This is a genomic window from Gelidibacter pelagius, assembly GCF_017581925.1.
Taxonomy (GTDB): domain Bacteria; phylum Bacteroidota; class Bacteroidia; order Flavobacteriales; family Flavobacteriaceae; genus Gelidibacter; species Gelidibacter pelagius.
The window spans coordinates 164,119-189,691 of sequence record NZ_JAGEVG010000002.1; the positions used below are offsets into that span (position 1 = coordinate 164,119).

Here is a 25,573-nt window from a genome sequence, read left to right on the forward strand (position 1 = left end):
ACATATTAAGTTATATTAGAAGCAATTTATGGCTGATACAATTAGATTAAATAAAGTATTAAGAGAGCTCAATATTTCTATTGACCGTGCAGTCGATTTCTTGGAATCGAAGGGCATCGACGTGGAAAAGAGTCCCAATACGAAAATATCAGATGATGTTCATATGGTGCTTTCCAATGAATTTCAAACCGATGCCAATAAAAAAATGGCCTCTCAGGAGGTTAGTGAGGCTAAGTTGAAAGAAAAGGAAGAATTACGTGAGCAACGTGAGCGTGAGATTGAAGAGAAGTTGAAGAGGGAGGAAGCCAGCAAGCAAGTTGTAAGAGCTAAAGCACCTTTTAAAGGGCCAAAACAGGTTGGAAAAATCGACTTGGATCCTAAAAAGGCTGAAAGTACTGAAAAAGTTGAAAAGGCAAAGCCTGAAGAACCTAAGGTAGAGAAGCCAGCTGAAACTACAAAACAGCCTGAAGTTTCAGAAAAAGTAGCGCCTTTAGAAAAGGAGGCCGATAAAACAGAAGTCAAGGAAGTGCCGAAGAAAGCTGAAAAAGCTAAAGAGGAAACTAAGGTGACTGAGAAAACTGAAAAAGTCGAAAAGGTTAAGAAGGCAGAAAAACCTGAAAAGGTTGAAGAAGTTGAGAAAACTGAAACTACGGTGGAGGCTGAAGACGAACTGATGAAAACTCAATATCAAAAGTTGTCTGGCCCTAAAATTGCCGGAGAAAAGATAGATCTTTCCCAGTTCAATAAGCCTAAAAAGAAAAAAGAAGAGAGGAAACCTGTTGCAGGCGACGCCAATAAGAAAAAGAGACGTCGGATCAGCAAAGGTCCAACAACTCCGGGAACTAAACCTCCTTTTGGAGCTAGAGGATCAGCAACTCATAAAGGAAAACCAGGTGGTCGTACAAGCACTGTAAAAGAAGAGCCAAGCGAAGCAGATGTGCAAAAGCAGGTTCGCGAAACGCTTGAAAAGCTTCAAGGTAAGACCAACAGAGGAAAAGGAGCGAAATACAGAAGAGACAAGAGAGATCAGCACCGTCAGCAGACTGAAAAAGATATCGAGCAACAAGAAGCGGAAAGCAAAGTGTTGAAAGTTACTGAGTTTGTTACGGCAAGTGAAGTAGCAACGATGATGGATGTCCCGGTGACGCAAATTATCTCTGCTTGTATGTCGTTAGGATTGATGGTAACTATGAACCAACGCTTGGATGCTGAAACCTTATCGGTTGTTGCAGATGAGTTTGGTTATGAGGTGGAATTTGTAACCTCTGATTTGGAAGATAGTATTGAAGTTGTCGAAGACAATCCTGAAGATTTAGTGCCACGTGCACCAATTGTTACGGTTATGGGTCACGTAGATCACGGTAAAACCTCATTGCTGGATTATATTCGTCAAGAAAATGTGATTGCAGGAGAATCAGGTGGTATTACACAACATATTGGCGCCTATGCTGTACAGCTTGAGGGCGGCCAAAAAATGGCGTTTCTTGATACACCAGGTCACGAGGCCTTTACGGCAATGCGTGCCCGTGGTGCGCAGGTAACGGATTTAGCTATTATTGTAATCGCTGCTGATGATGCCATTATGCCACAGACCAAAGAAGCTATAGCCCATGCGCAAGCGGCGGGAGTACCAATTATCTTTGCGATCAATAAAATAGATAAGCCAACTGCTAATCCTGAAAAAGTAAAAGAAGGTTTAGCACAAATGAACCTATTGGTTGAAGATTGGGGTGGCAAAATCCAATCTCATGATATCTCAGCTAAGACAGGAGAAGGTGTTAAAGATTTATTGGAAAAAGTGCTTTTAGAAGCTGAATTGTTAGAACTTCAAGCAAATCCAAATAAGCCTGCGGTTGGAACGGTAGTAGAAGCATTTCTTGATAAAGGTAGAGGTTATGTATCTACAATTTTGGTGCAAGCTGGAACCTTAAGAGTTGGCGATTATGTACTTGCTGGAAAAAACAGTGGTAAGGTAAGAGCCATGCATGATGAGCGTGGTAAAAACGTCAGTGCTGCTGGACCTTCTACACCGGTCTCAATTTTAGGATTGGACGGTGCACCACAAGCGGGAGATAAGTTTGCCGTATTTGCAGAAGAACGTGAAGCGCGACAAATTGCAGCAAAACGTACCCAGTTGCAACGTGAGCAATCTGTGAGAACGCAACGTCATATCACTTTAGACGAGATTGGACGTCGTATAGCGCTTGGAGACTTCCAAGAGCTGAATATCATTCTTAAGGGTGATGTGGACGGTTCCGTAGAGGCGTTGACAGATTCATTCCAGAAACTGTCTACAGAAGAAATTCAAGTAAATATTATACATAAAGGTGTTGGTGCCATTACAGAAAGTGACGTGTTGTTGGCAACAGCTTCTGATGCCATTATTATTGGATTTAACGTACGACCAATGGGTAATGCGCGTCAAATTGCAGATCAGGAAGAAATTGATATCAGAATGTACTCTATTATCTATGATGCCATAAATGACCTTAAAGATGCAATGGAAGGCATGTTGTCTCCTGAGCTCAAAGAGGAAATCACAGGTACCGCTGAAATTAGAGAGATCTTTAAAGTTTCTAAAGTAGGGACTATCGCTGGTTGTATGGTGACTTCTGGGAAAATATTCAGAAACTCAAGCATCCGCATCATTAGAGAGGGCGTTGTAGTTTACACAGGTGAACTATCATCGTTGAAACGATTTAAAGATGATGTTAGGGAGGTTTCAAAAGGTTATGATTGTGGTATGCAAATAAAGAATTACAATGATATTTATGAAAATGATGTCATTGAAGCATTCCACGAAGTTGAAGTGAAAAAGAAATTGAAATAGATTTCATTTATAATAAAAAAAAAGCGACCCATTGAAAAATGAGTCGCTTTTTTTATTCCCACCAGTGGCTTTTAATATCCCGCGCTTTCCCTCGATCGAAAAGATAATCTGTTATTCATACCTCGTGAGCTTGCCCGTCCTTGCCGGCGAGACCCCGAGGTTCCTAATTTCGATAAGTGAAGTCTGGTGTCATACAAAGCAAATTTGCTATACTTGCCAAGCAAACTGATTGGTATTTGGTTAAATTATCATGCACAAATACTGTAGTATTATTGAAAATAATCACGCTCGATTGATAATAAATTAAAGGTGGTTTGAGTATACAGAGCAATGTCTATGGACTTATCTATTCTTTTTAGGGCGCAATACCAAGGCGTCTGGATATGTTTTCTTGACGGTCATCAATGCGCGGTCCGCCTCCAAACGTGTTCTGAAGTTGCCTAGCCAAATTTTGTAATTTGGTGATTCGTACTCAATAGAATTGCTCCAGTCAGGAAATAAGCTCGCTATATTACCTTTGGCGGCTTGAGCACCACTCCTTGAGCCATTATAAACTTGGATGACAAAAGCATCCACAGTGCTCCGCGAATCCTTTTTGAACTCTAAAAGCTTGTCAATATTTTTGTTCTGATCTATAGTAACAATGCCTTCTTGTGCGTGAACTGCAAGCGTTATCGTAAAAAAAGCGAGCGTAAAAAAGGATAATCTTAAGATAGGTTTTATCATGGTGTATCTATTCTTTAAGTGAAGAATCTTGATTTATATATTAAATGAACAATTTTAAACAAATTGCATTCGGCAAAAATATCAAAATTAATTTGTAATGTCCTTATATGAAATCATTAAACTAAATAACCGTAATTTTATTATTTAGAATGTTTATAAATTATCAATTAACACTTCTGTAACATTTCCCAAATCGACTTTAAGTATTACTTTTGCGAGTGATTTTATAACTGTATTTTTTTCTTTTTAATGAAAAAATCGTACCAAAGTTTGGAAGATAATTCTACTAATAATATGAAACAGGTGATACACTGTAAATTGGCCACTAAATTTCTTCATTTAGGGTTTTTTATTTTACTTACGTTTTCAGCGTCGCTTCAGGCTCAAGATGGTGATCCTGTCAAAGGAAAAACATTATATAATGCTAACTGTGCTGCTTGCCACAAATTAGATGGACCAATGACTGGTCCTCCTCTTCGTAACATTGAAAAGATTTTAGCTGATGAGGAAGGTCTAGATAGAGAGTGGTTGACTAAATGGATCCATAATAGTATGGGGTTGGTCAATTCGGGTGATCCCTACGCTGTTAAAATATACAATGAGTATAACCAATTGCCAATGACTCCATTTCCGCAGTTGACGGATCAGGATATTAGCGATATTTTGGCTTATACTGCTGAGGAGAAAAAGGCTCCAACTCCTGTAGCTGGTGCGGAAGCTGCTGGTGGACAAGGAGGAGAATCCGGTACTTCAAATAAATTGATTCTTGGTGCTTTAGCTTTGTTGTTTGGCTTATTGGCCATGGCTTTGATTCTTGTAAGACGTACTTTAAACCGTTTTGCTGAAGCTAAGGGTGTTGTTATTGAGGATGATAAGAAAGCTTCTGTTTGGAGAGCCTTTGCTCAAAACCAATTCTTGGTCTTGGTTACTGTTATTTTATTGTTGTTGACCAGTGCCTACTTTGTTTATGGCTATTTCATGCAAATAGGTGTCGATCAAGGTTATGAGCCCGTCCAGCCAATCCATTATTCACATAGAATCCATGCTGGAGATAACGGGATTGATTGTAAGTTCTGTCATTCTTCTGCTCGGGTAAGTAAAACATCTGGAATACCTTCTTTGAATGTGTGTATGAACTGTCATAAGTCTATTTCTGAAGTTTCAGAAGAAACTTTTGCAGAAGGTAAAACTTATGGTGTTGATTATAACGAAGAGATTCAAAAATTATATGCAGCAACAGGTTGGAATCCTGATGAGCAAAGCTATACAGGAGAACCACAGCCTGTAAAGTGGATCCGTATTCATAATCTTCCTGACTTTGCATATTTCAATCACGCGCAGCACGTTACTGTTGGGGGTATTGAATGTCAAACATGTCATGGTCCGGTGGAATCAATGGAAATCATGTCGCAGTTTGCGCCATTGACCATGGGATGGTGTATTGATTGTCATAGAACAACTGACGTAAAGGTTGAGAATAATGAATATTACACCAAGATCCACGAGCAGTTATCCAAGAAATATGGTGTTGAAAAACTTACCGTTGCACAAATGGGAGGTTTAGAATGTGGTAAATGTCATTATTAATAAATTAAAGATACAGTGATTGGTTTTGACCAAAAACCTCTAACTATCAACTAATAACTATTAAAGAATATGTCATCAAACAAGAAATACTGGAAAAGTGTTGAAGAGCTAAACTCAGACAGCTCTATTGTTGAGGCGCTTAAACAAAGAGAATTTGTTGAAGAAATTCCGACAGACGAATTTTTAGGCAACAAATCCAATTTGGAATCGTCTTCAACAACACGTCGTGATTTCTTAAAATATGTTGGTTTTAGTACAGCCGCGGCATCTTTAGCGGCTTGTGAAGGACCGGTTATCAAATCCATTCCTTACGTTGTACAGCCAGAAGAAATCATTCCGGGGGTGTCTAATTATTACGCTACAACAATTGCTGATGGTTTTGATTTCGCAAGTGTATTAGTGAAAACTCGTGAAGGACGTCCGATTAAAATTGAGAACAATGATTTGGCCACATCACAAGGTGGTGTGAATGCCAGAGTGCATGCCTCAATTTTAGGTTTATACGATAGTTTAAGAGTTAAAGGACCTCAAAAGGAAGGTTCTGATATTTCATGGGAAACATTTGATTCTGAAACAAATCAGAAGTTAACTGATGTAATGAACGAAGGGAAGGCCATTGTGTTATTGACGCAAACTTTTGCCAGTCCATCAACCAGTAAGTTGATTTCTGCTTTTAAAGAAAAATATGGCAATGTACGCCACGTGGTTTACGATGCTGTTTCCGAATCGTCTGCATTGGATGCTTATCAAGCTAAATATGGAGAACGTGCATTAGCAAATTATGATTTCTCTAAAGCTTCTACAATAGTTTCTGTGGGTGCTGATTTTATTGGAGATTGGCAAGGTGGCGGATTTGAATCAGGATATGCGAAAGGTCGTGTTCCTACAGATGGAAAAATGTCAAGACATATTCAAATTGAAGCGAATATGTCTCTAACAGGTGCCAATGCTGATAAACGTATTCCAGCAACACCTTCACAACAAAAGCAAGTCTTAGCTAAATTATATAGTTATGTTACGGGGCAATCTGTTTCAACAGACTTACCGGCACATATTGATGAAGCTATCCAAAAAGTTGCTTCTGAGCTAAAAAGAGCGGGAAGTAATGCTGTTTTGGTTACAGGGATCAATGATGTCAACGCACAAACAGTGGCTTTAGAAATCAACGCCGCTTTAGGAAGTAAGGCGTTTGATACTAAAACTCCAATCAGAAAAAGACAAGGTAGTGATAAGGAAGTGATGACTTTAATAGCAGATATGAATGCTGGTAAAGTTGGTGCAATTATTATGAACGGTGTCAATCCGCTATACACATTGCCAAACGCAAATGAATTTGCCGAAGGATTAAAACAAACAGAATTGTCTATCGCGTTTTCGTTGAAAGCCGATGAGACTGCTTCTGAATCTCAATATATTGCTGCTGTCCCTCATTATTTGGAGTCTTGGGGAGATGTGGAACTTAAAAAGGGACATTTTGGTTTAATTCAACCAACTATCCGTCCATTATTTGATACACGTCAGTTTCAACAAGCTTTATTGAAATGGACAGGCAGTGATTTGACGTATTACGATTTCATTAAGGAAAACTGGAGTGCTGGTGTGCTTGGTGGTGCTTCATTTAGTCAAGCATTGCATGATGGTGTATTTGATTCAACTGGTTTCAATGGTATTTTGGCATCAGGTCCTTCTTCAAAAACGACTACAACTACCTCTTCGGAATTAAAAGATCAAAAAGACAGAACTTTCGTTGGTGGTATTATACATGATGTTGCCGTAGGCGTTGGTATTAAGGATAAAGATAAGGACGAATTTGTCACTTCATCTTCGACTTCCACAACAGTTTCGGGTTCAGCCTCAACTTCGGGCCAGGCTGCAATAGCTTCTATTTCAGGAGGTGATGCTGCAAGAGCTTTAGCTTCTTCGGGATCAGCTAACGGTATGGAATTACAGCTCTATACTAAAACCGGAATGGGAGATGGCAAGCAAGCGAACAACCCATGGTTGCAAGAGTTCCCTGATCCGATTTCGAGGACCTCATGGGACAACTATTTGACCGTATCTAGCACCGATGCTAAAAGATTGGATATCAAAAACTGGCATGTTGCCGATGGTGGCTTAAACGGGAGCTTGGTAGAGTTGACAGTGAATGGCCATACATTGACCGTTCCGGCACTTATCCAACCGGGTCAAGCAGTAGGTTCTTTAGGATTATCGTTCGGATACGGGCGTACAAAAGGACTTAAGGAAGAAATGCAAACAGGTAAGAATGCTTACCTATTTTATAAAGATTTCAACAGTGCCCAAACAGACGTTTCTATTAAGTTAGTTTCAGGTGTACATGAATTTGCTTGTGTACAGCTGCATAACACGCTGATGGGTCGAGGCGATATTATTAAGGAAACCACCCTTGAAATATTTAATACCAAAGATAAAGAGCTTTGGAACCCACTTCCGAAAGTGTCATTAAATCATATCGAAACGCCTTCTACTGAGGTGGATCTATGGGATGAATTTGATAGATCGATTGGGCATCATTTTAATTTATCTATAGATTTAAATTCATGTACTGGATGTGGCGCTTGTGTTATTGCATGTCATGCTGAAAATAACGTTCCTGTAGTAGGTAAATCTGAAATTAGAAAAAGTAGAGATATGCACTGGTTGCGTATTGATAGATACTATTCTTCTGAAGATACCTTTACCGGTGATATTGACAAAAAAGAGGCGGCAGATGGCTTATTAGGCGATACAGGCATCAAGAGTACTTTGCATGCTATGGAAATTGCAGCTGATAATCCTCAGGTAGCTTTCTTGCCAATGATGTGTCAGCATTGTAATCATGCACCATGTGAAACTGTTTGCCCCGTTGCGGCAACGTCTCATGGACGTCAAGGTCAAAATCACATGGCTTATAACCGCTGTGTGGGTACACGTTATTGTGCCAACAACTGTCCTTATAAAGTACGTCGTTTCAACTGGTTCCGTTACAATAAAAATGATGAGTTTGATTACAATATGAACGATGATTTAGGTCGTATGGTATTGAATCCTGATGTTGTTGTACGTTCTCGTGGTGTTATGGAGAAATGTTCGTTGTGTATTCAGAAAACACAAAAAACAATTCTTGATGCTAAGCGTGAGGGGCGTGAAATTAAAGACGGTGAATTCCAAACGGCATGTTCTGCAGCTTGTGGCACAGGAGCCATGGTATTTGGAGACATCAACGACAAAGAGAGTAAAGTTGCAAAACTGAAAGAGGATAAACGGATGTATCACGTACTTGAATATATTGGAACACAACCCAACGTTCAGTATCACACAATTGTGAGAAATACAACGGAATCATAATTATTAATTAAGAAATAATTCTAAAAGCATTATGGCGTCTCATTACGAAGCACCTATTAGAAGACCTTTAGTTTTAGGTGAAAAATCATACCACGATGTTTCTGTGGATATCGCTAAACCTGTAGAAGGAAAAGCCAATAAATCATGGTGGATAGTGTTTTCTATCTCACTTGCGGCATTTCTTTGGGGAATTGGCTGTATTATTTATACCATTTCCACAGGGATTGGTGTTTGGGGCCTAAATAAAACCATTGGTTGGGCCTGGGACATTACCAACTTCGTTTGGTGGGTTGGGATTGGTCACGCAGGTACACTGATTTCAGCAGTATTACTATTGTTCCGTCAAAAATGGCGTATGGCAATTAACCGTTCTGCGGAAGCGATGACCATTTTTGCGGTTATTCAAGCAGGATTGTTCCCATTGATCCACATGGGGCGTCCATGGTTAGGGTATTGGGTATTGCCAATTCCAAACCAATTCGGTTCGTTATGGGTCAACTTTAATTCACCATTACTTTGGGACGTTTTTGCGATTTCTACCTATCTATCGGTATCCTTGGTGTTTTGGTGGACTGGCTTATTGCCTGATTTCGCGATGATCCGTGATAGAGCAGTAAAGCCTTTCCAAAAGAAAATCTATTCATTATTGGCTTTTGGATGGTCTGGGAGAGCCAAAGATTGGCAACGTTTTGAAGAAGTGTCTTTGGTTCTTGCTGGTTTGGCAACACCACTTGTACTTTCGGTACATACTATTGTATCTTTTGACTTTGCTACCTCGATCGTACCAGGATGGCATACTACTATTTTTCCTCCATATTTCGTAGCAGGAGCAGTTTTCTCTGGTTTCGCCATGGTAAACACGCTTTTGATCATTATGAGAAAGGTAGTGAGCCTCGAAGATTATATTACCATACAACATATTGAATTGATGAACATCGTGATCATGATCACGGGTTCTATTGTTGGTGTCGCTTATATTACTGAGTTATTCATCGCTTGGTATTCTGGAGTGGAATATGAACAGTATGCATTTTTAAACAGAGCTACAGGACCTTACTGGTGGGCATACCTTCTAATGATGACTTGTAACGTGTTTTCACCACAGTTTATGTGGTTCAAAAAACTGCGTACAAGTATTATGTTCTCCTTCTTTATTTCTATAGTAGTAAACGTAGGGATGTGGTTTGAGCGTTTTGTGATTATTGTGACGTCTTTGCATAGAGATTACATGCCTTCAGCATGGACGATGTTCCAACCAACATTTGTGGATATTGGAATTTTCATAGGCACCATTGGATTCTTCTTTGTGTTGTTCTTATTATATGCACGTACGTTCCCTGTGGTTTCACAGGCAGAGGTTAAAGCGATTTTGAAATCATCTGGTCAGCGTTACAAACGTATTAGAGAATCTGGAGAAAGTCTGGTTGGTACGGGTACTGATCCACGGACACATAATGTGAATCCTCATGCAGGAATGCCTATTGTTGAAGAAAGACCAATAGTAAAAGCCCACGATCCAGAAGCTATTAGCAAATTGATGGAGAATGTAGGTGCTTTTGATCCTACGACTCAAACCAAAGACGATTTACAGCAAATTAACGGAATTGGTCCGAAGATGGAAGAAGTACTTAACAGTATTGGAATCTATTCTTTCGTGCAAGTAAGCAATATGACCAAACGAGAATATGACTTGTTAGATGAAATTACCGCTTCCTTCCCAGGAAGAGCAGAACGCGATGATTGGGCTGGACAAGCTAAAATATTAATTAATAACAAAGAATAGTATGGAAGGAACTTCAAAAGTTATTCACGCTATGTATACAGATGATGATGTCTTGATGGCCGCCGTTAAGAAAGTAAGGGCAGAGAGATATCACATTGAAGAAATATACACGCCTTTTCCGGTACACGGATTGGATAAAGCTATGGGATTGGCACCAACAAGATTGGCGATCACATCTTTTCTATACGGTTTAGTAGGTTTAGTAGTTTCTATCGTCATGATAGACTATATGATGATTGAAGACTGGCCTCAAAACATTGGTGGAAAGCCAAGTTTTAGCTATCTCGAGAACATGCCTGCATTTGTACCAATTATGTTTGAATTAACTGTGTTTTTTGCGGCGCATTTATTAGTGATTACATTTTACTTACGCAGTAGATTATGGCCATTTAAAAAAGCGGAAAACCCAGATACAAGAACAACGGACGATCATTTCTTAATGGAAATTACAGCTGGAGACAATGTTGACGAGCAGTTTGATATATTAAGAAATACAGGAGCAGTAGAAGTTACCTTAATTGATAAAGCACACTAATACACATGAAAAGCTTATTTAAATTAATAATATTGATGGTTGTTTTGGTCTCTTTTGCATCATGTCAAAATAAATCGAAACCTAATTATCAATTTTTTCCAGATATGTATGAGCCTATAGGTTATGAGGCTTACGGAGAAGTTGAGTTTTTACCTGATGGAATGGCTTCTAAATTGCCAGCCGAAGGCTCTGTAGCAAGAGGTCACATACCTTTTGATATAGATGGCAGTATTGAAGGATATAACTTGGCAAAAGCAAGTTTAGTGTCCCCTTTGGATTCCACTCAAATTGATGGTCCAAGAGGCGGTCAACTATATGATATTTACTGTGCGGTTTGCCATGGTAAAAAAGGCGATGGCCAAGGAATATTGGTGCAACGTGAAAAGATTTTGGGAGTACCTGCCTTTGATGACCAAGGAAGAGCTTTAACTCAAGGAAGCGTTTACCACACCATTTATTACGGTAAAAACGTCATGGGTTCTTATGCTAACCAATTAAATGAAGAAGAGCGTTGGCAAGTTGTAGATTACGTGATGCAATTAAAATCAGAATTAGGAGGAAGTCAGACTGTTAAAGATTCAATATAGATATGTATACAATTTCAAATAGATTAAAGACATTTTCCATCATCCTAATTGTTTTGGGCGTATTAGGGGTGGCTTATGGTTTTATGACATCTCATAAATCTTTAGAAGAGGTTAAGACAATGCTTGTTGAGGAGCATGCACATGAAGGAAATGAGACATCTGTTTCAGAACATGTCGAAGGTGCTGAAAATACTGTTTCAAACCATGCGGATGTTGCTCACGATGATGGTCATGCCATACACGTTCAAGAACAATTAGCGAAAAGACCTTGGTCTGCGATGTATGTGTCCGCATTATTTTTTATGACGATCGCGCTTGGAGTGCTTGCCTTTTACGCTATTCAAATTGCTTCACAAGCAGGTTGGGCACCCGTATTGTACAGAGTAATGGAAGCTATTTCTGCTTACTTGTTACCAGGAGCTATTATTGTGATTCTTCTTGCGGTGGGTTCTCATTATATCGGGCATCACAACGAAATATTTATATGGATGAATCCAGAAGTGGTTGCCGATGATAAATTGATTCAAAACAAATCAGGATATTTGAACATCACGGCTTTTCTTATTAGAGCTATTATTTTTATTGCAGGATGGAGTACGTACAGATATTTTGCGCGTAAATTTTCCATCGCTCAAGACAACGCCGAACCTGGTGATAACAGAAACTTTAAAAAGTCCTTTAGAATTGCGGCAGGTTTCTTAGTGTTTTTCATGTACACAGAATCTATTATGTCATGGGATTGGATCATGAGTGTAGATCCACATTGGTTCAGTACCCTATTTGGATGGTATGTTTTTTCAGGTATGATTGTCGGTGGGATCACCGTTATTGCCATGGTAGCCATCTATTTGAAAGGGAAAGGGCTTCTTCCAATGGTAAATAATAGTCATATACATGACTTGGCAAAGTATATGTTCGGATTTAGTATTTTCTGGGCTTATTTATGGTTCTCTCAATTCATGCTCATCTGGTATGCAAATATTCCTGAAGAGGTCGTATACTTTGTATCGCGAATAGAAGATTACAAATTACTTTTCTTTGGTATGTTGGTGCTAAACTTCGTATTCCCATTCCTGATTTTGATGAACAGTGATAATAAACGTGTTCCTTGGTTCGTGATGATGGGTGGCGTTGTGATTTTAGTGGGTCATTATATTGATCTGTTTGTTATGATTATGCCAGCTACCGTTGGAGATAGATGGTATATTGGAATACCTGAAATTGGATCTGTTCTGTTATTTGGAGGTTTATTCCTGCTTGTGGTGTTGACGTCCTTGACAAAGGCTCCATTGGCACCAAAAGGCAATCCATTTATTAAAGAAAGTGAAAATTTCCATTATTAATAACCTATAAAGAAGAGAAACGACAATGACTGCTTTATTCATAATTATTATAGTACTTTTTGCAGCGGTTGCCATTTGGCAAATGGTCAAAATATTTGATTTGGCCCAAGTAAGTACGGACACCTCAAATAATGGAATAGCAACTGATTACGATAACAAGATCAATGGTTATTTGATGTTGGCATTTTTAGCCTTTATTTACATCATAACAATTATTTCATTCGTGTATTGGGGCCACTTGCCACTCATGTCAAACGCCGCTTCAGAGCATGGCGCTGAAGTTGATAATTTGATGATGATTTCCATGATCGTTATTTTTACGGTTCAAATTATCACCCAGTTTTTGCTCCACTATTTCGCTTATAAATACCGTGGAGAGAAAGGAAAGAAAGCTTTATATTTTGCAGATCATAATACCTTAGAAGCAGTTTGGACGATTATTCCTGTTATTGTTTTAGCCGGGTTGATCATCTATGGTCTCTTTACTTGGAACTCTATCATGAATATCGATGAAGATGCTGATCCGATGGTTGTGGAGCTTTACGCCCAGCAATTTGGTTGGACCGCGCGATATGCTGGTCAGGATAATGTTTTAGGTATGGCCAACGTGAGATTAATTGATATTGACAGAGCAAATGTATTGGGTATTGATGAAGCTGATCCTAATGCTGAAGATGATATTATTGTCAAAGAATTGCATTTACCAGTAGGCAAACCGGTGCTTTTTGAAATACGTTCGCAAGATGTATTGCACTCGGCATACATGCCACATTTTAGAGCACAAATGAACTGTGTCCCTGGAATGATCACGAAATTTGGATTTACACCAACCATTACCACTAAGGAAATGCGCGAAACTCCAGAAATGATTTCCAAAGTGCAAAATATCAATAATATTAGAGCAGATAAGAGCAAAGAGCTAATGGCTAAAGGAGAAGAAGAACTCGATCCTTATGAATTCCATTTTCTTTTACTCTGTAACAAGATTTGTGGAAAGTCTCACTATAATATGCAAATGAATATTATTGTAGAAACCCAAGAGGAGTATGATGCTTGGATAGCTGAGCAAAAGACCTTCAAAGAATCATTGAAATAATAATAAAATCGTTTTTAACAAGTATATATAGATTATGTCAACACACGCAGTAGATATTCACGCACATGACGACGGTCACGGACATCATCACAAAGAAACCTTTGTAACCAAATATATCTTTAGTCAAGATCATAAAATGATCGCAAAGCAATACTTGATTACGGGAACCCTCATGGGAATCGTTGGCGTAATGATGTCTCTGATGTTCCGTATTCAGATTGCATGGCCAGAAGAACCAAATATTCTTTTTGAAGCTTTATTGGGCAAATGGGCACCGGGTGGTGTTATGGATGCTGATATATATTTGGCATTGGTAACTATCCATGGTACAATCATGGTGTTCTTCGTGTTAACGGCTGGTTTGAGTGGAACTTTTAGTAACCTATTGATTCCTTATCAAATTGGAGCCCGAGATATGGCGTCCGGATTTATAAATATGTTGTCCTATTGGATATTCTTCGTGTCTTGTATCATTATGATGGGGTCGTTGTTTCTTGAAGCAGGTCCCGCTGCTGCAGGATGGACAATTTATCCTCCTTTAAGTGCATTGCCAATGGCTCAGCCAGGTTCAGGATGGGGGATGACTCTTTGGTTGATATCCATGGCCCTATTTATTGCGCAATCTTTATTGGGTTCATTGAACTATATTGTGACTGTTATTAACATGCGTACTAAAGGCATGTCAATGACAAGATTGCCATTGACTGTTTGGGCATTTTTTGTAACTGCAATCATCGGCGTGGTATCTTTCCCTGTATTATTGTCAGCTGCCTTATTATTGATTATGGATAGAAGTTTTGGAACGTCCTTCTTCTTATCCGATATTTTCATACAAGGTGAAGTTTTACATTATCAAGGTGGTTCGCCTGTTCTTTTTGAGCATTTATTTTGGTTCTTGGGGCACCCTGAAGTTTATATTGTGATTTTACCCGCCATGGGATTAGTATCAGAGATTATGGCGACCAACTCCCGAAAACCCATTTTTGGTTATCGTGCGATGGTGGCGTCCATTTTGGCGATCGCATTTTTATCCACTATTGTTTGGGGTCACCACATGTTCGTTTCAGGAATGAATCCATTCTTGGGGTCTGTGTTTACTTTTACAACTTTACTGATTGCCATACCTTCTGCGGTAAAGGCTTTTAACTGGATCACCACCATTTGGAGGGGGAATATTCAGATGAACCCTGCCATGTTATTTGCCATTGGGTTTGTATCAACGTTTATCACTGGTGGTTTGACTGGTATTATTGTTGGAGACAGTGCCTTAGACATTAACGTGCACGATACTTATTTCGTTATTGCGCACTTCCACCTGGTTATGGGTATTTCAGCTATCTACGGAATGTTTGCAGGAATATACCACTGGTATCCTAAAATGTTTGGTAGAATGATGAATAAAAACTTAGGTTATATTCACTTCTGGATTACGGCTATCTCCGCATACGGAGTATTCTTTCCAATGCATTTTATCGGTATGGCCGGATTGCCAAGACGTTATTACACCAACTCAGCATTCCCATTATTTGATGATATGACGGATGTGAATATTGTAATTACCGTATTTGCATTAATTGGTGGAGCAATTCAGCTCGTTTATTTATATAACTTCTTCGTTAGTATTTTCTATGGTAAAAAAGCAACCATGAATCCTTGGAGATCGACGACATTGGAATGGACTACGCCTGTAAAACATATACACGGCAACTGGCCAGGAGAAATTCCTCATGTATACCGTTGGTCTTATGACTATAGCAAACCAGGACATGATGATGACTTTGTACCGCAGAACGTTCCTTTAAAGGAAGGTGAAGAGGAGTTGCAGCATTAATCACCAATTCCTGCGAAGGCAGGAAACCTTTAGGTTCAGCGTAGCTAATCTCAGAATCCATTCCTGCGTAGGCAGGAATCTCATCATAAATATTCACAGACCTCCGGATTGCACTATCTTTCTGGAGGTCTTTTTCGTTCGTGTTATTCTATCTATTAATTTGGTCTTTTTGTACATGAGATTCCCGCTTTCGCGGGAATTTGTCGGAATGATCCTATCATTCTGAAGGTCTTTTTCGGTTTTTTTCGCTTTATATTATTGTTTTTGAATAAGAGATTCCCGTTTACCTATCGGCAGACAGCACGCGCGGGAATAGATTATATCAAAAGCCTTTCTGAATATGAAGGGCTTTTTATTGATGATTGCATCATTTTAAAAATTCATCATAAGTATTATCCTAACTTGTTTTTGGTTTTCAATGTTTTATTTTGTATGTTTGAATTTAACGTAATAACCTGAAAATTAGAGAAATATGAAAAAACATTTGACTTTATTCTTATCGTTTTTATTGTTTTTTTCTTGTGGAAATGAAACTTTAAAATCTGAAGATCCCAACGTTATAGCAACGGAAAAAGCTGAAGAAAATTTTACTGTTAATGCACGATCAGCGTATAATTTTGATGAATTAACTAATACTGCTATTGGTTATGATAATAATGGCGTTGTAGAATTAGGAGTTTCAAAACAAAAAGTAATGGAAACATTTATTATGTTTTCCATGCTACATAATGAAGAATTAAAACCAAAATCTTTTGAGATTATTACTATTGATGATTTTCATTATTTGCGTTTTTATTCAGAAGATGATATCGTTTCTACAATAGCTTTAATAAAAAATGATAATGATCAATATATAACAGGACGAACTGTATGCGAAACTAAACGTTGTGCTGATGGAGGTGGATGTATTCCAAATGGAGATTATTGTACGCCTTGTGTAAGAAATGATGTTCCTGGCGATTGTAAAAGAACCACGATTTCAGAACCTTGATATCCTGATGCATAATTTTGTCTAAGTAAATTATTTGAATAAAATCCTTTCCAAACGAGAGGATTTTTTATTTAACCATGTAATACATTCAAAATCCTTCTTTAATAATCTTCCTTATTCGTTATCTTTGTTTTCTATCAATTGGATACGAGCCGAGCGATAATAATATTAACTTAAAATGAGATTCCTGCCTTCGCAGGAATGAGTATGAACGATAACCTAAACCCATCCAACGACAACTTTTCACCAGAAGAATTTGATGTTGAAAAGAAATTAAGACCCTTATCCTTTGATGATTTTACAGGTCAGGAGCAGGTGTTGGATAATTTAAAGATATTCGTAGAAGCTGCCAACCAGAGGGAGGAAGCTTTGGATCATACCTTGTTTCATGGGCCTCCAGGTCTCGGGAAAACCACTTTAGCACACATTTTAGCGAGCGAATTGGGCGTTGGCATTAAAGTAACCTCAGGACCTGTTTTGGACAAACCAGGCGATCTTGCAGGGCTTCTGACCAACCTCGATGAACGTGATGTATTATTCATTGATGAAATACATCGTCTAAGTCCAATAGTCGAGGAGTATTTGTATTCCGCTATGGAAGACTACAAAATCGATATCATGATTGAGTCGGGGCCAAATGCCAGAACAGTTCAAATCAACTTGAATCCGTTTACATTAATAGGCGCCACAACCCGTTCCGGGTTATTGACTTCGCCAATGCGCGCCCGGTTCGGCATCCAAAGCAGATTGCAATATTATAACACCGAATTATTGACAACCATCACTCAGCGTAGTGCGTCTATACTAAACGTTCCTATTTCTATGGAAGCTGCCGTGGAAATTGCGGGTAGAAGTAGGGGTACACCAAGAATTTCGAACGCCTTGTTACGTCGTGTGCGTGATTTTGCACAAATAAAAGGGAATGGCAGTATTGATATTACCATTGCCAAATTCGCACTTAAAGCCTTGAATGTGGATGCGCACGGATTGGATGAAATGGACAACAAGATTTTGATGACCATTATTGAGAAGTTCAAAGGCGGACCTGTAGGCATTAGTACCTTGGCTACTGCCGTTAGTGAGAGTGCTGAAACCATTGAAGAAGTTTATGAACCGTTTTTAATACAAGAAGGGTTTATCATGCGCACCCCGCGTGGAAGGGAAGTGACCGAATTGGCATACAAACATCTTGGAAAGATAAAGGACAGTATTCAAGGGGGATTGTTCCCTTAAATTTTTCAAGAGAAAAATCACCTCTAATAAATCTATAATATTTTGTGGATATTCGTGATCCCGATAGGTTGACAGCTGTCTGAAACAAACCCAAAGCAATGGCTACAAATAAAGAAATTCCTTCTGTTCCTTTAATTAGTTTTATAAAGCATTCTTTGGAGATCCTGAAAAATCCATTGAATTTTCACCATGCCAATTTCACTGCAAAGGGCGATACCTTCAAATTAAAAATCGGTCTCTCTACTGAAATCATTTTTTCGCGTGATGCCGCCTTTGCTGAATACGTCCTTCAAAAGAATCAAAGAAACTATACCAAATCCAAAATCCAAACGGAAGATTTGGTCAAATATGTGGGGAAAGGACTGCTGACTTCTGAAGGAGAATTATGGAAAAAGCAACGCAAACTTATTCAACCTGCATTTCACAAAAAACAATTGGCTAATCTGTTGGATAAAATCCGCGAGGCCATTCTGTTGGAATATGAACATATTGAAATTGATAAAACTATTGATATGTTTCCAATTTCTAATGATCTCGCCTTCCAAACTGTCGTTAAGTCCTTATTCAGTAGTGCTGCAGACGCTGAAGATATCAGCCGATTACAATTTATAACGGAAGCTGCACAGAAAATGTTGGTCAGAGAGCTTAGGCAACCTTATTTGGGCTGGTGGTTCAAAGCAAGTGGCACCATCGAAAAACATTTGGAACTGACTCGGGAAGCACGACAAATCCTTAAAAACATTGTCAAGACACGACGCGATTCTGATGAAAAACATGGCGATTTGTTGGACATGTTATTGAAGGCGCAATATGAAGATGGCAGTTTCATGGAAGAAGAACAGTTGATTGATGAAATTTTGATTCTTTTTATCGCAGGCCATGAAACGACTTCCAACGCCCTAACCTTTATTTTCCAACTTTTGGCAAAACATCCAGAATGGCAAGAGAAAATTCACCAAGAGAATATCCAAATCACCAAGGAATCTGAAGATTTGATGTTTATGGTGACTTCGTCGAAAGTGTGCCAGCAAGTGATCGAAGAAGCGATGCGTTTATATCCCCCAGTCTATTTTATTGATCGGGTAAATATTGAAGACGATGAGTTTAATAATATGATCTTTAAAAAAGGATCAAACCTCTTGTTTTCCATTTATGAGATTCACCGTCACCCGGAATTGTGGGAAAGATCAAACGAGTTTTTACCATCACGTTTTAAAGACGGCGGACGAAAATTCTCATCTCAATATTTTCCATTTGGTGCTGGTCCAAGAAAATGTATCGGGAATAATTTTGCTATGTTTGAAATGATCATTGCAGTCACTGAACTGGTTAAAAACTATAAAATAGTGGCCGAATTTGAATCCATAGAGATCACGCCTTTAATTACTTTAAAACCTAAGAACGCTTTTTTAAGATTTGAAAGTAGAACTAAGTGATAAACAACAAAGCCAAATACAGCCAACTCATAAAATCTGAAGCCAAACGTCTCGGGTTCCTTTCCTGTGGCATCAGCCAAGCCCAGTTTTTGGAAGAAGAGGCACCACGACTCGAAAAATGGTTAAAAAATAACATGAATGGCGAAATGCAGTACATGGAAAACCATTTTGATAAGCGTCTTGACCCGACTAAGTTAGTGGAAGGATCTAGAAGTGTCATATCTCTTATTTTTAATTATTACCCACGAGAAACCCAAACTGAAAACACCTTTAAGGTGTCGAAATACGCTTACGGCACAGATTATCATTTTGTGATCAAGGACAAGCTAAAAGAACTTTTAAATTTTATCACTGAAGAAATCGGCGAAGTCAGTGGGCGTGCCTTTACGGATTCTGCACCGGTTTTGGATAAAGCTTGGGCGGCCAAATCAGGATTGGGATGGGTCGGAAAGCATACTTTGTTATTGACCCAACAAGTGGGCTCATTTTATTTCGTGGGGGAATTGATCATTGATTTGGAGTTGGAATATGATTCACCAACAACCGATCATTGTGGCACTTGCACTAAATGCATCGATGCCTGTCCAACACAGGCCATTACCGAACCTTATGTGGTTGACGGCAGCAAATGTATCTCGTATTTTACCATAGAGTTAAAAGATAAAATCCCCACCGATTTTAAAGGCCAATTTGACGATTGGATGTTTGGTTGCGATATTTGCCAGGATGTTTGTCCGTGGAACCGTTTTTCAAAAGCACATAGCGAGCCATTGTTCAATCCACACCCAGAGTTGTTGTCCATGACCAAAAAAGATTGGGAAGAGATTACTGAAGATGTGTTCAAGAACCTATTTAAAAAATCACCGGTGAAACGGACCAAGTTTGAGGGATTGAAAAGGAATATTGAATTTCTACAAAAGCGTAAACATTAAATTTTTGTCGTGAAATTTAAGATTGGGACCAAAAACATTGAACTCTTTGAGTTAAAAATGTCCCGCCCGTACTGAAATGGTACGTTCGAGCTAGTCCCTCATTCCCATCACCTGAAACCTAATGCCTCAGACCTAATCCCTAATTATACCAAACCGGAGTCGGCTTCCCCAAATCAAAATCTTGAAACCCAAAATCGTCTGTTTCGTAAGCATTCGTTTTAAAAATATTGTTTCCTTGTCCTGGAATCTGTGGATAAAACGAAAATGATAATTGAAAAGAATTGAACACTAGATAGTCATTTCTGATAATGACACCTATACTAAAAGAAGAGTATAATTTACTCTTTAAAACAGACTCATCTTCATTGCCCAAAGCAGCGGCACTCAAATTAACATACGGATTTAATCGAAAGCCCCACACTTCCCAGGGGGAGTAAAACTGGGTCTGCAAGGATAATACGTATTTCTTCGTTCCCATAAGGTCGCTTTTAAAACCGGGAATGCCTGCACCTTGCTTTAAGTCGTAATTGTTGTCATAAACCCCTCTGAATTTGTTTTTTTGATCAATAGTGATGCGATCGCCTTCGGATCCTAACCTGTTCGTGCCAATAAGTATTTGAGGTTTTACAAACTGGCGCATTTTCCAATTATTGCCCAAAGAAATCAGGTTTGTAAAGTATTTGGCCTCTAAGGAAATAGTTGTTTGTTCCAGATGGCTATGATCTACAAAGCTTCCAATTTCAAAACTAGTGCTCAAATAGCCCCATTTAAAATAATTACCATGGGACGCCCTGGCTCCTAGATACATGCGATTATGCTGGTTTTTTCTTTGGTAACCTCCGGTGATAGCATATACCGTACCAATTGGAACGTCTTCAATAGTGCCATCCCTAAAAATATAATCATCTTTTACGAACTGTCGTGAGGCAATGCCTAAACTGCCCAAATAAAACGATTCGTTGGCAAAGTAGCCAATACTGTCATAAGTTGCAGAAGGTCGTTCTCTATAGCCGACATGCAAAAACCTCAAACTACTGATAAGGTTAGTGGTACGTTCCTTTTCTGAAGTGCCATCAAATATTCTAAAAGCATGTCCACCCCAAAAATCTTGGGTATGATATCTGAAATCCTGCAACTTAGGTTCACCTTGGGCATCATTTAATTCTTCCATTCGGTATTGTTCATCAAGATAAATCCCTCCGGCCCAGCGAGAATATGGGGAATAGAAAGGACGTTCAATATCTAAGATTTTACTGTATTGTCCATCCAAATCTATCTTGTAAGCCAATGTGGTTTCGATAAACGTGTTTTTAATATTGGGTACAGTATAGCTCATTTCGTAACCATAGTTGCTGTTTTCCATGCTCTTGGTGACGCTGTTGTTGAACTCATGCCCAAACCCAAGAAAATTCCGGTTCTTCAGCCTGAGCCTCGTTTTTGAAGTAGAAATGCTGGCGGATGGAATTAAACTCCAAGAGTCCAAAACTTCAATATGAAGATCGACAGAGTCTTTTGAGGATCCAGCATTTTTAGCTGTAACTTCAAGTCGTCTTATATAACTCTGTGATCTGATCAAACGTTCGGATTCACTCAGCAAAAGAGTGTCTAATGGCGTGTTTTCCTTAATGAGCAAGGTGTTTCTTATAGCGAACGCTTTTGTTTTGATATGAATGAAATTTCCAGTTTTTTCTATCCAACTGTTCGCAGTTTGAGTGCTGTCTGTAAATGAAAACCCAAAAGGATCATGACTTTGAATGGTGATATTCCGGATAATCTTTCCTTCAAACGGTGCAAAATCTTGCTTCGGGCGATTTTTTGGAGATTTTACCGGTCTTTTTGTGGTTGATCTGAAAACGAGTTTATGGAGCGTTTTAGTGAATTTCCTTTTCTCAGAATAGTCTTCTATCTTTTGGTACATAGAGTCCTTCTTGGTTGGAGTTACCTGCGCCACAACGATTACATGGCAGAAGAAAAGGAGAAGGATAGAGATGTAGGTTTTCAATGGCATCAGAAAAAAAGGGATTCAAAAAACACCTACAAATATAATCCAATTCAACAGGTTAAAATTAAAATGGAGTAGCGAAATTCTGTATTTGATTTCTGATATTTTTGGATTCGGAAAAATATTCAGAACCAATCGTTGAATTAACCCCACTTATTAATTGGGGTACTATCATTTATTGGTGAATATAAATGATTGTTTGTTAATTAGTTGACATAGCCATGTTCGAAATTATATACCTAAAAAACTTGTTTCAAAATATAAACCTTGATCTGTAAATAAATTTATACCAAATCCAATTAATGTCTCTTTTCTTTTCTCATAAAACAGTTACCTTTGTTCTTTAGCTAAAAATTTTAATTTTTATGAGCAAGCAGAGCAAACGTAGAGAAGCATTAGTATATCATGCCAAACCAACTCCTGGAAAAATTGAGGTAGTTCCTACTAAAAAATACGCGACACAACGCGATTTATCTTTGGCCTATTCTCCAGGTGTTGCAGAACCCTGTTTGGAAATTGCCAGAGATGTCAATAACGTGTATAAATATACAGCCAAAGGCAATTTGGTGGCCGTAATTACTAATGGTACGGCAGTTTTAGGACTTGGAAATATTGGTCCTGAAGCTTCAAAACCGGTGATGGAAGGAAAAGGTCTCCTTTTTAAGATTTTTGCTGACATTGATGTTTTTGATATTGAGATCGGAACTGAAAATGTAGAGGAATTCATCCAAACGGTTAAAATGATTTCACCAACCTTTGGGGGTATTAATTTAGAAGACATTAAGGCGCCTGAAGCTTTTGAAATTGAGCGTCGTCTAAAGGAAGAGTTGGATATTCCAGTCATGCACGATGACCAACATGGTACGGCAATCATTTCGGCTGCAGCATTGTTGAATGCCTTGGAACTTGCCGATAAAAAAATAGAAGAAGCCCAAATAGTAATTAGTGGCGCTGGTGCAGCAGCTATATCATGTACACGCTTGTACCAAGCTTTTGGTGCCAAGCGAGAAAATATTGTGATGTGCGATAGCAAAGGGGTAATCAAACAAAGCAGAACGAATTTAACTGCGGAAAAAGCAGAATTCGCAACTCATCGTGAGATAGAAACACTTGATGATGCGATGATAAATGCGGATGTTTTTATTGGGCTGTCTACCTCCAATATCGTTTCTCCTGAAATGTTGTTGTCTATGGCAGATAATCCTATTGTTTTTGCCATGGCCAATCCAGATCCTGAAATTGAATACCAATTGGCCATAGATACTCGAAAGGATATCATTATGGCAACAGGACGGTCTGACCATCCTAACCAAGTGAATAACGTTCTTGGATTCCCATATATTTTTAGGGGTGCTTTAGATGTTAGAGCTACTAAAATCAATGAAGCTATGAAAATGGCTGCGGTTAAAGCCCTCGCTAATTTGGCCAAACAAAATGTCCCCGAACAAGTCAATATTGCCTATGGCGAAACCCGTTTGACCTTTGGTAGAGATTATATTATCCCGAAACCATTTGATCCACGTTTAATTATAGAAGTACCTCCAGCGGTGGCGCGAGCAGCAATGGATAGTGGCGTGGCCAAAGAACCGATAGCGGATTGGAGTAAATACCAGGATCATTTAAGAGAGCGTTTGGGCTCTGATAATAAAATTGTCAGATTGTTGACCAATAGAGCAAAAATGAATCCTAAGCGCGTAGTGTATGCAGAAGCGGATCATTTGGATGTCTTGAAGGCCGCACAAATTGCTTATGATGAAGGCATTGCTATTCCGATTTTGCTGGGAAGAAGGGAATCTATATTGAGCTTGATGGCTGAGATTGAATTTGATTCTAATGTTGAAATCATCGATCCTAAAACTGATGATGAAGAAACACGTCGCAATAGATATGCTGAAGTGTATTGGTCGCAACGTAAACGCAAAGGTGTCACGCTATACTCTGCTCAAAAACTGATGAGAGAACGCAACTATTTTGCGGCAATGATGGTTAATGAAGGTGATGCAGATGCCTTGATTTCTGGGTTTTCAAGAAGCTATCCATCAGTGGTAAAACCTATGTTAGAGCTCATTGGTTTGGCAAAGGGCGCAACCCGTATTGCCACAACCAACCTTATGATGACCCGTCGTGGACCAATGTTTTTAAGTGATACCTCGATTAATATAGATCCACCAGCGGAAGATTTGGCGACCATTGCCCAAATGACTGCAAAAACGGTTAGAATGTTTGGGATGGAGCCTGTAATGGCAATGATATCATTTGCCAATTTTGGGTCATCCCCAAGTCCGAAGGCAACCAAAGTCAGGGATGCCGTCAAAATTTTGCACGAGTCCAATCCTGATTTGTTGGTAGATGGTGAGTTGCAAACGGATTTTGCCCTCAATCAAGAAATGCTTCAAGAGAATTTTCCGTTTTCAAGATTGGCTGGTAGAAAAGTCAATACGCTTATTTTTCCAAGTTTAGATTCAGCAAACATCACCTATAAACTTTTGAAAGAGCTCAATGGAGCAGAATCCATCGGGCCAATCATGATGGGTATGCGCAAACCGGTGCACATTCTCCAATTGGATGCCAGTGTAGATGAAATTGTCAACATGACTGCAATTGCCGTTATTGATGCCCAACAAAAAGAGAAAAGAGATCAAGAAGTTAAAGCGGCTTTAGAAAAAGAATCAGCTTTGTAATGAAAATAATTTTATTACATTTGAGTCTTTAACTAAAGCCACTACATGATTACACATATTCAAGGGAAACTTGTTGAAAAGAATTTAACTGATGTTGTAATTGACTGCAATGGTGTAGGCTATCTTATCAATATATCATTGCACACCTATTCTCAAATTCCCGATGGCGACTTTCTTAAACTGTACACTTATTTACAGGTCAAGGAAGATTCACATTCCTTGTTCGGTTTTTCTTCAAAATCCGAACGTGAGATTTTTAAGTTGTTGATTTCTGTAAGTGGCGTAGGTTCAAGTACTGCCCGTACCATGTTGTCTTCTTTGTCTCCAAAACAAGTCAGGGAAGGGATAGCACATGGCGATGCGGCATTAATGCAATCTGTCAAGGGTATTGGTGCGAAAACGGCAGCTCGTGTGATTTTAGATTTGAAGGATAAAGTGCTGAAAATTTATGATATTGACGATGTTTCTACAATTAAAAACAATACGCACAAAGATGAAGCGTTATCTGCTTTAGAGGTTCTCGGATTTGCACGAAAACAAGCAGAACGCGTTGTCGAGAAAATTGTTAAGAACCAACCCGATGCAAACGTAGAAGTCATTATAAAAGAGGCACTAAAAAATTTATAACCGAT

Annotated in this window: 17 protein-coding genes; 15 read left to right on the plus strand and 2 right to left on the minus strand. The window is 38.8% G+C overall.

What is annotated here, in order from left to right; genetic code table 11:
• The first annotated feature begins 28 nt into the window (after nucleotides 1-28).
• Entirely contained in the window at nucleotides 29-2,830 is a 2,802-nt protein-coding gene (infB, locus tag J4051_RS02325) for a translation initiation factor IF-2 (RefSeq protein WP_208232140.1), read from the plus strand.
• A gap of 342 nt (nucleotides 2,831-3,172) precedes the next feature.
• Here the strand turns inward: infB and J4051_RS02330 are convergent, their stop codons facing one another.
• Entirely contained in the window at nucleotides 3,173-3,556 is a 384-nt protein-coding gene (locus tag J4051_RS02330; protein ID WP_208232141.1) for an SPOR domain-containing protein, read from the minus strand.
• A gap of 294 nt (nucleotides 3,557-3,850) precedes the next feature.
• Here J4051_RS02330 and J4051_RS02335 point away from each other — a divergent pair, with 294 nt between their 5' ends.
• The 12 genes from J4051_RS02335 (at nucleotide 3,851) to queG (ending at nucleotide 20,258) form a co-directional block, all read left to right on the plus strand.
• Entirely contained in the window at nucleotides 3,851-5,143 is a 1,293-nt protein-coding gene (locus J4051_RS02335) for a c-type cytochrome (protein ID WP_208232142.1), read from the plus strand.
• 69 nt (nucleotides 5,144-5,212) lie between these two features.
• Entirely contained in the window at nucleotides 5,213-8,491 is a 3,279-nt protein-coding gene (locus J4051_RS02340) for a TAT-variant-translocated molybdopterin oxidoreductase (RefSeq protein WP_208232143.1), read from the plus strand.
• Nucleotides 8,492-8,522: 31 nt separating this feature from the next.
• Nucleotides 8,523-10,274, plus strand: coding sequence for an NrfD/PsrC family molybdoenzyme membrane anchor subunit (gene nrfD / locus J4051_RS02345; RefSeq protein WP_208232144.1), 1,752 nt, complete (start codon nucleotides 8,523-8,525; stop codon nucleotides 10,272-10,274).
• A gap of 1 nt (nucleotide 10,275) precedes the next feature.
• Nucleotides 10,276-10,809: a DUF3341 domain-containing protein gene (locus J4051_RS02350; RefSeq protein ID WP_208232145.1), complete on the plus strand. Its 534-nt coding sequence runs from the start codon at nucleotides 10,276-10,278 to the stop codon at nucleotides 10,807-10,809.
• A 5-nt stretch (nucleotides 10,810-10,814) separates the two neighbouring features.
• Complete coding sequence (locus tag J4051_RS02355; protein WP_208232146.1) at nucleotides 10,815-11,396, plus strand: c-type cytochrome; 582 nt, start codon at nucleotides 10,815-10,817, stop codon at nucleotides 11,394-11,396.
• 2 nt (nucleotides 11,397-11,398) lie between these two features.
• Entirely contained in the window at nucleotides 11,399-12,739 is a 1,341-nt protein-coding gene (locus J4051_RS02360; RefSeq protein WP_208232147.1) for a quinol:cytochrome C oxidoreductase, read from the plus strand.
• A 25-nt stretch (nucleotides 12,740-12,764) separates the two neighbouring features.
• Nucleotides 12,765-13,835 (plus strand): cytochrome c oxidase subunit II, encoded by a 1,071-nt coding sequence (locus J4051_RS02365; protein WP_208232148.1) that lies wholly within the window; start codon nucleotides 12,765-12,767, stop codon nucleotides 13,833-13,835.
• Between the two features lie 34 nt (nucleotides 13,836-13,869).
• Nucleotides 13,870-15,666: a cytochrome c oxidase subunit I gene (locus J4051_RS02370; RefSeq protein ID WP_208232149.1), complete on the plus strand. Its 1,797-nt coding sequence runs from the start codon at nucleotides 13,870-13,872 to the stop codon at nucleotides 15,664-15,666.
• Between the two features lie 472 nt (nucleotides 15,667-16,138).
• On the plus strand, nucleotides 16,139-16,657 hold the full coding sequence (locus J4051_RS02375) for a hypothetical protein (protein ID WP_208232150.1): 519 nt from the start codon (nucleotides 16,139-16,141) through the stop codon (nucleotides 16,655-16,657).
• 207 nt (nucleotides 16,658-16,864) lie between these two features.
• A complete protein-coding gene (gene ruvB / locus J4051_RS02380) occupies nucleotides 16,865-17,890 on the plus strand; it encodes a Holliday junction branch migration DNA helicase RuvB (RefSeq protein WP_208232151.1) in 1,026 nt (341 codons plus the stop codon).
• A 98-nt stretch (nucleotides 17,891-17,988) separates the two neighbouring features.
• Nucleotides 17,989-19,326, plus strand: coding sequence for a cytochrome P450 (locus J4051_RS02385; RefSeq protein WP_208232152.1), 1,338 nt, complete (start codon nucleotides 17,989-17,991; stop codon nucleotides 19,324-19,326).
• Nucleotides 19,326-20,258, plus strand: coding sequence for a tRNA epoxyqueuosine(34) reductase QueG (queG, locus tag J4051_RS02390; protein ID WP_208232364.1), 933 nt, complete (start codon nucleotides 19,326-19,328; stop codon nucleotides 20,256-20,258). The genes J4051_RS02385 and queG overlap by 1 nt, the downstream gene beginning before the upstream one ends.
• Nucleotides 20,259-20,397: 139 nt before the next feature.
• On the opposite strand, the gene J4051_RS02395 is transcribed toward queG, so the two are convergent.
• Nucleotides 20,398-22,176 carry a hypothetical protein gene (locus J4051_RS02395; protein ID WP_208232153.1) on the minus strand — a complete coding sequence of 593 codons (1,779 nt, stop codon included), beginning with the start codon at nucleotides 22,174-22,176 and terminating at the stop codon, nucleotides 20,398-20,400.
• 449 nt (nucleotides 22,177-22,625) lie between these two features.
• Here J4051_RS02395 and J4051_RS02400 point away from each other — a divergent pair, with 449 nt between their 5' ends.
• Both J4051_RS02400 and ruvA read left to right on the plus strand, forming a co-directional pair.
• Entirely contained in the window at nucleotides 22,626-24,941 is a 2,316-nt protein-coding gene (locus J4051_RS02400; protein WP_208232154.1) for an NADP-dependent malic enzyme, read from the plus strand.
• Nucleotides 24,942-24,986: 45 nt separating this feature from the next.
• The gene (gene ruvA / locus J4051_RS02405; protein ID WP_208232155.1) at nucleotides 24,987-25,568 is read left to right on the plus strand and encodes a Holliday junction branch migration protein RuvA; all 582 of its coding nucleotides are present in this window, start codon (nucleotides 24,987-24,989) and stop codon (nucleotides 25,566-25,568) included.
• Nucleotides 25,569-25,573: the final 5 nt, after the last annotated feature.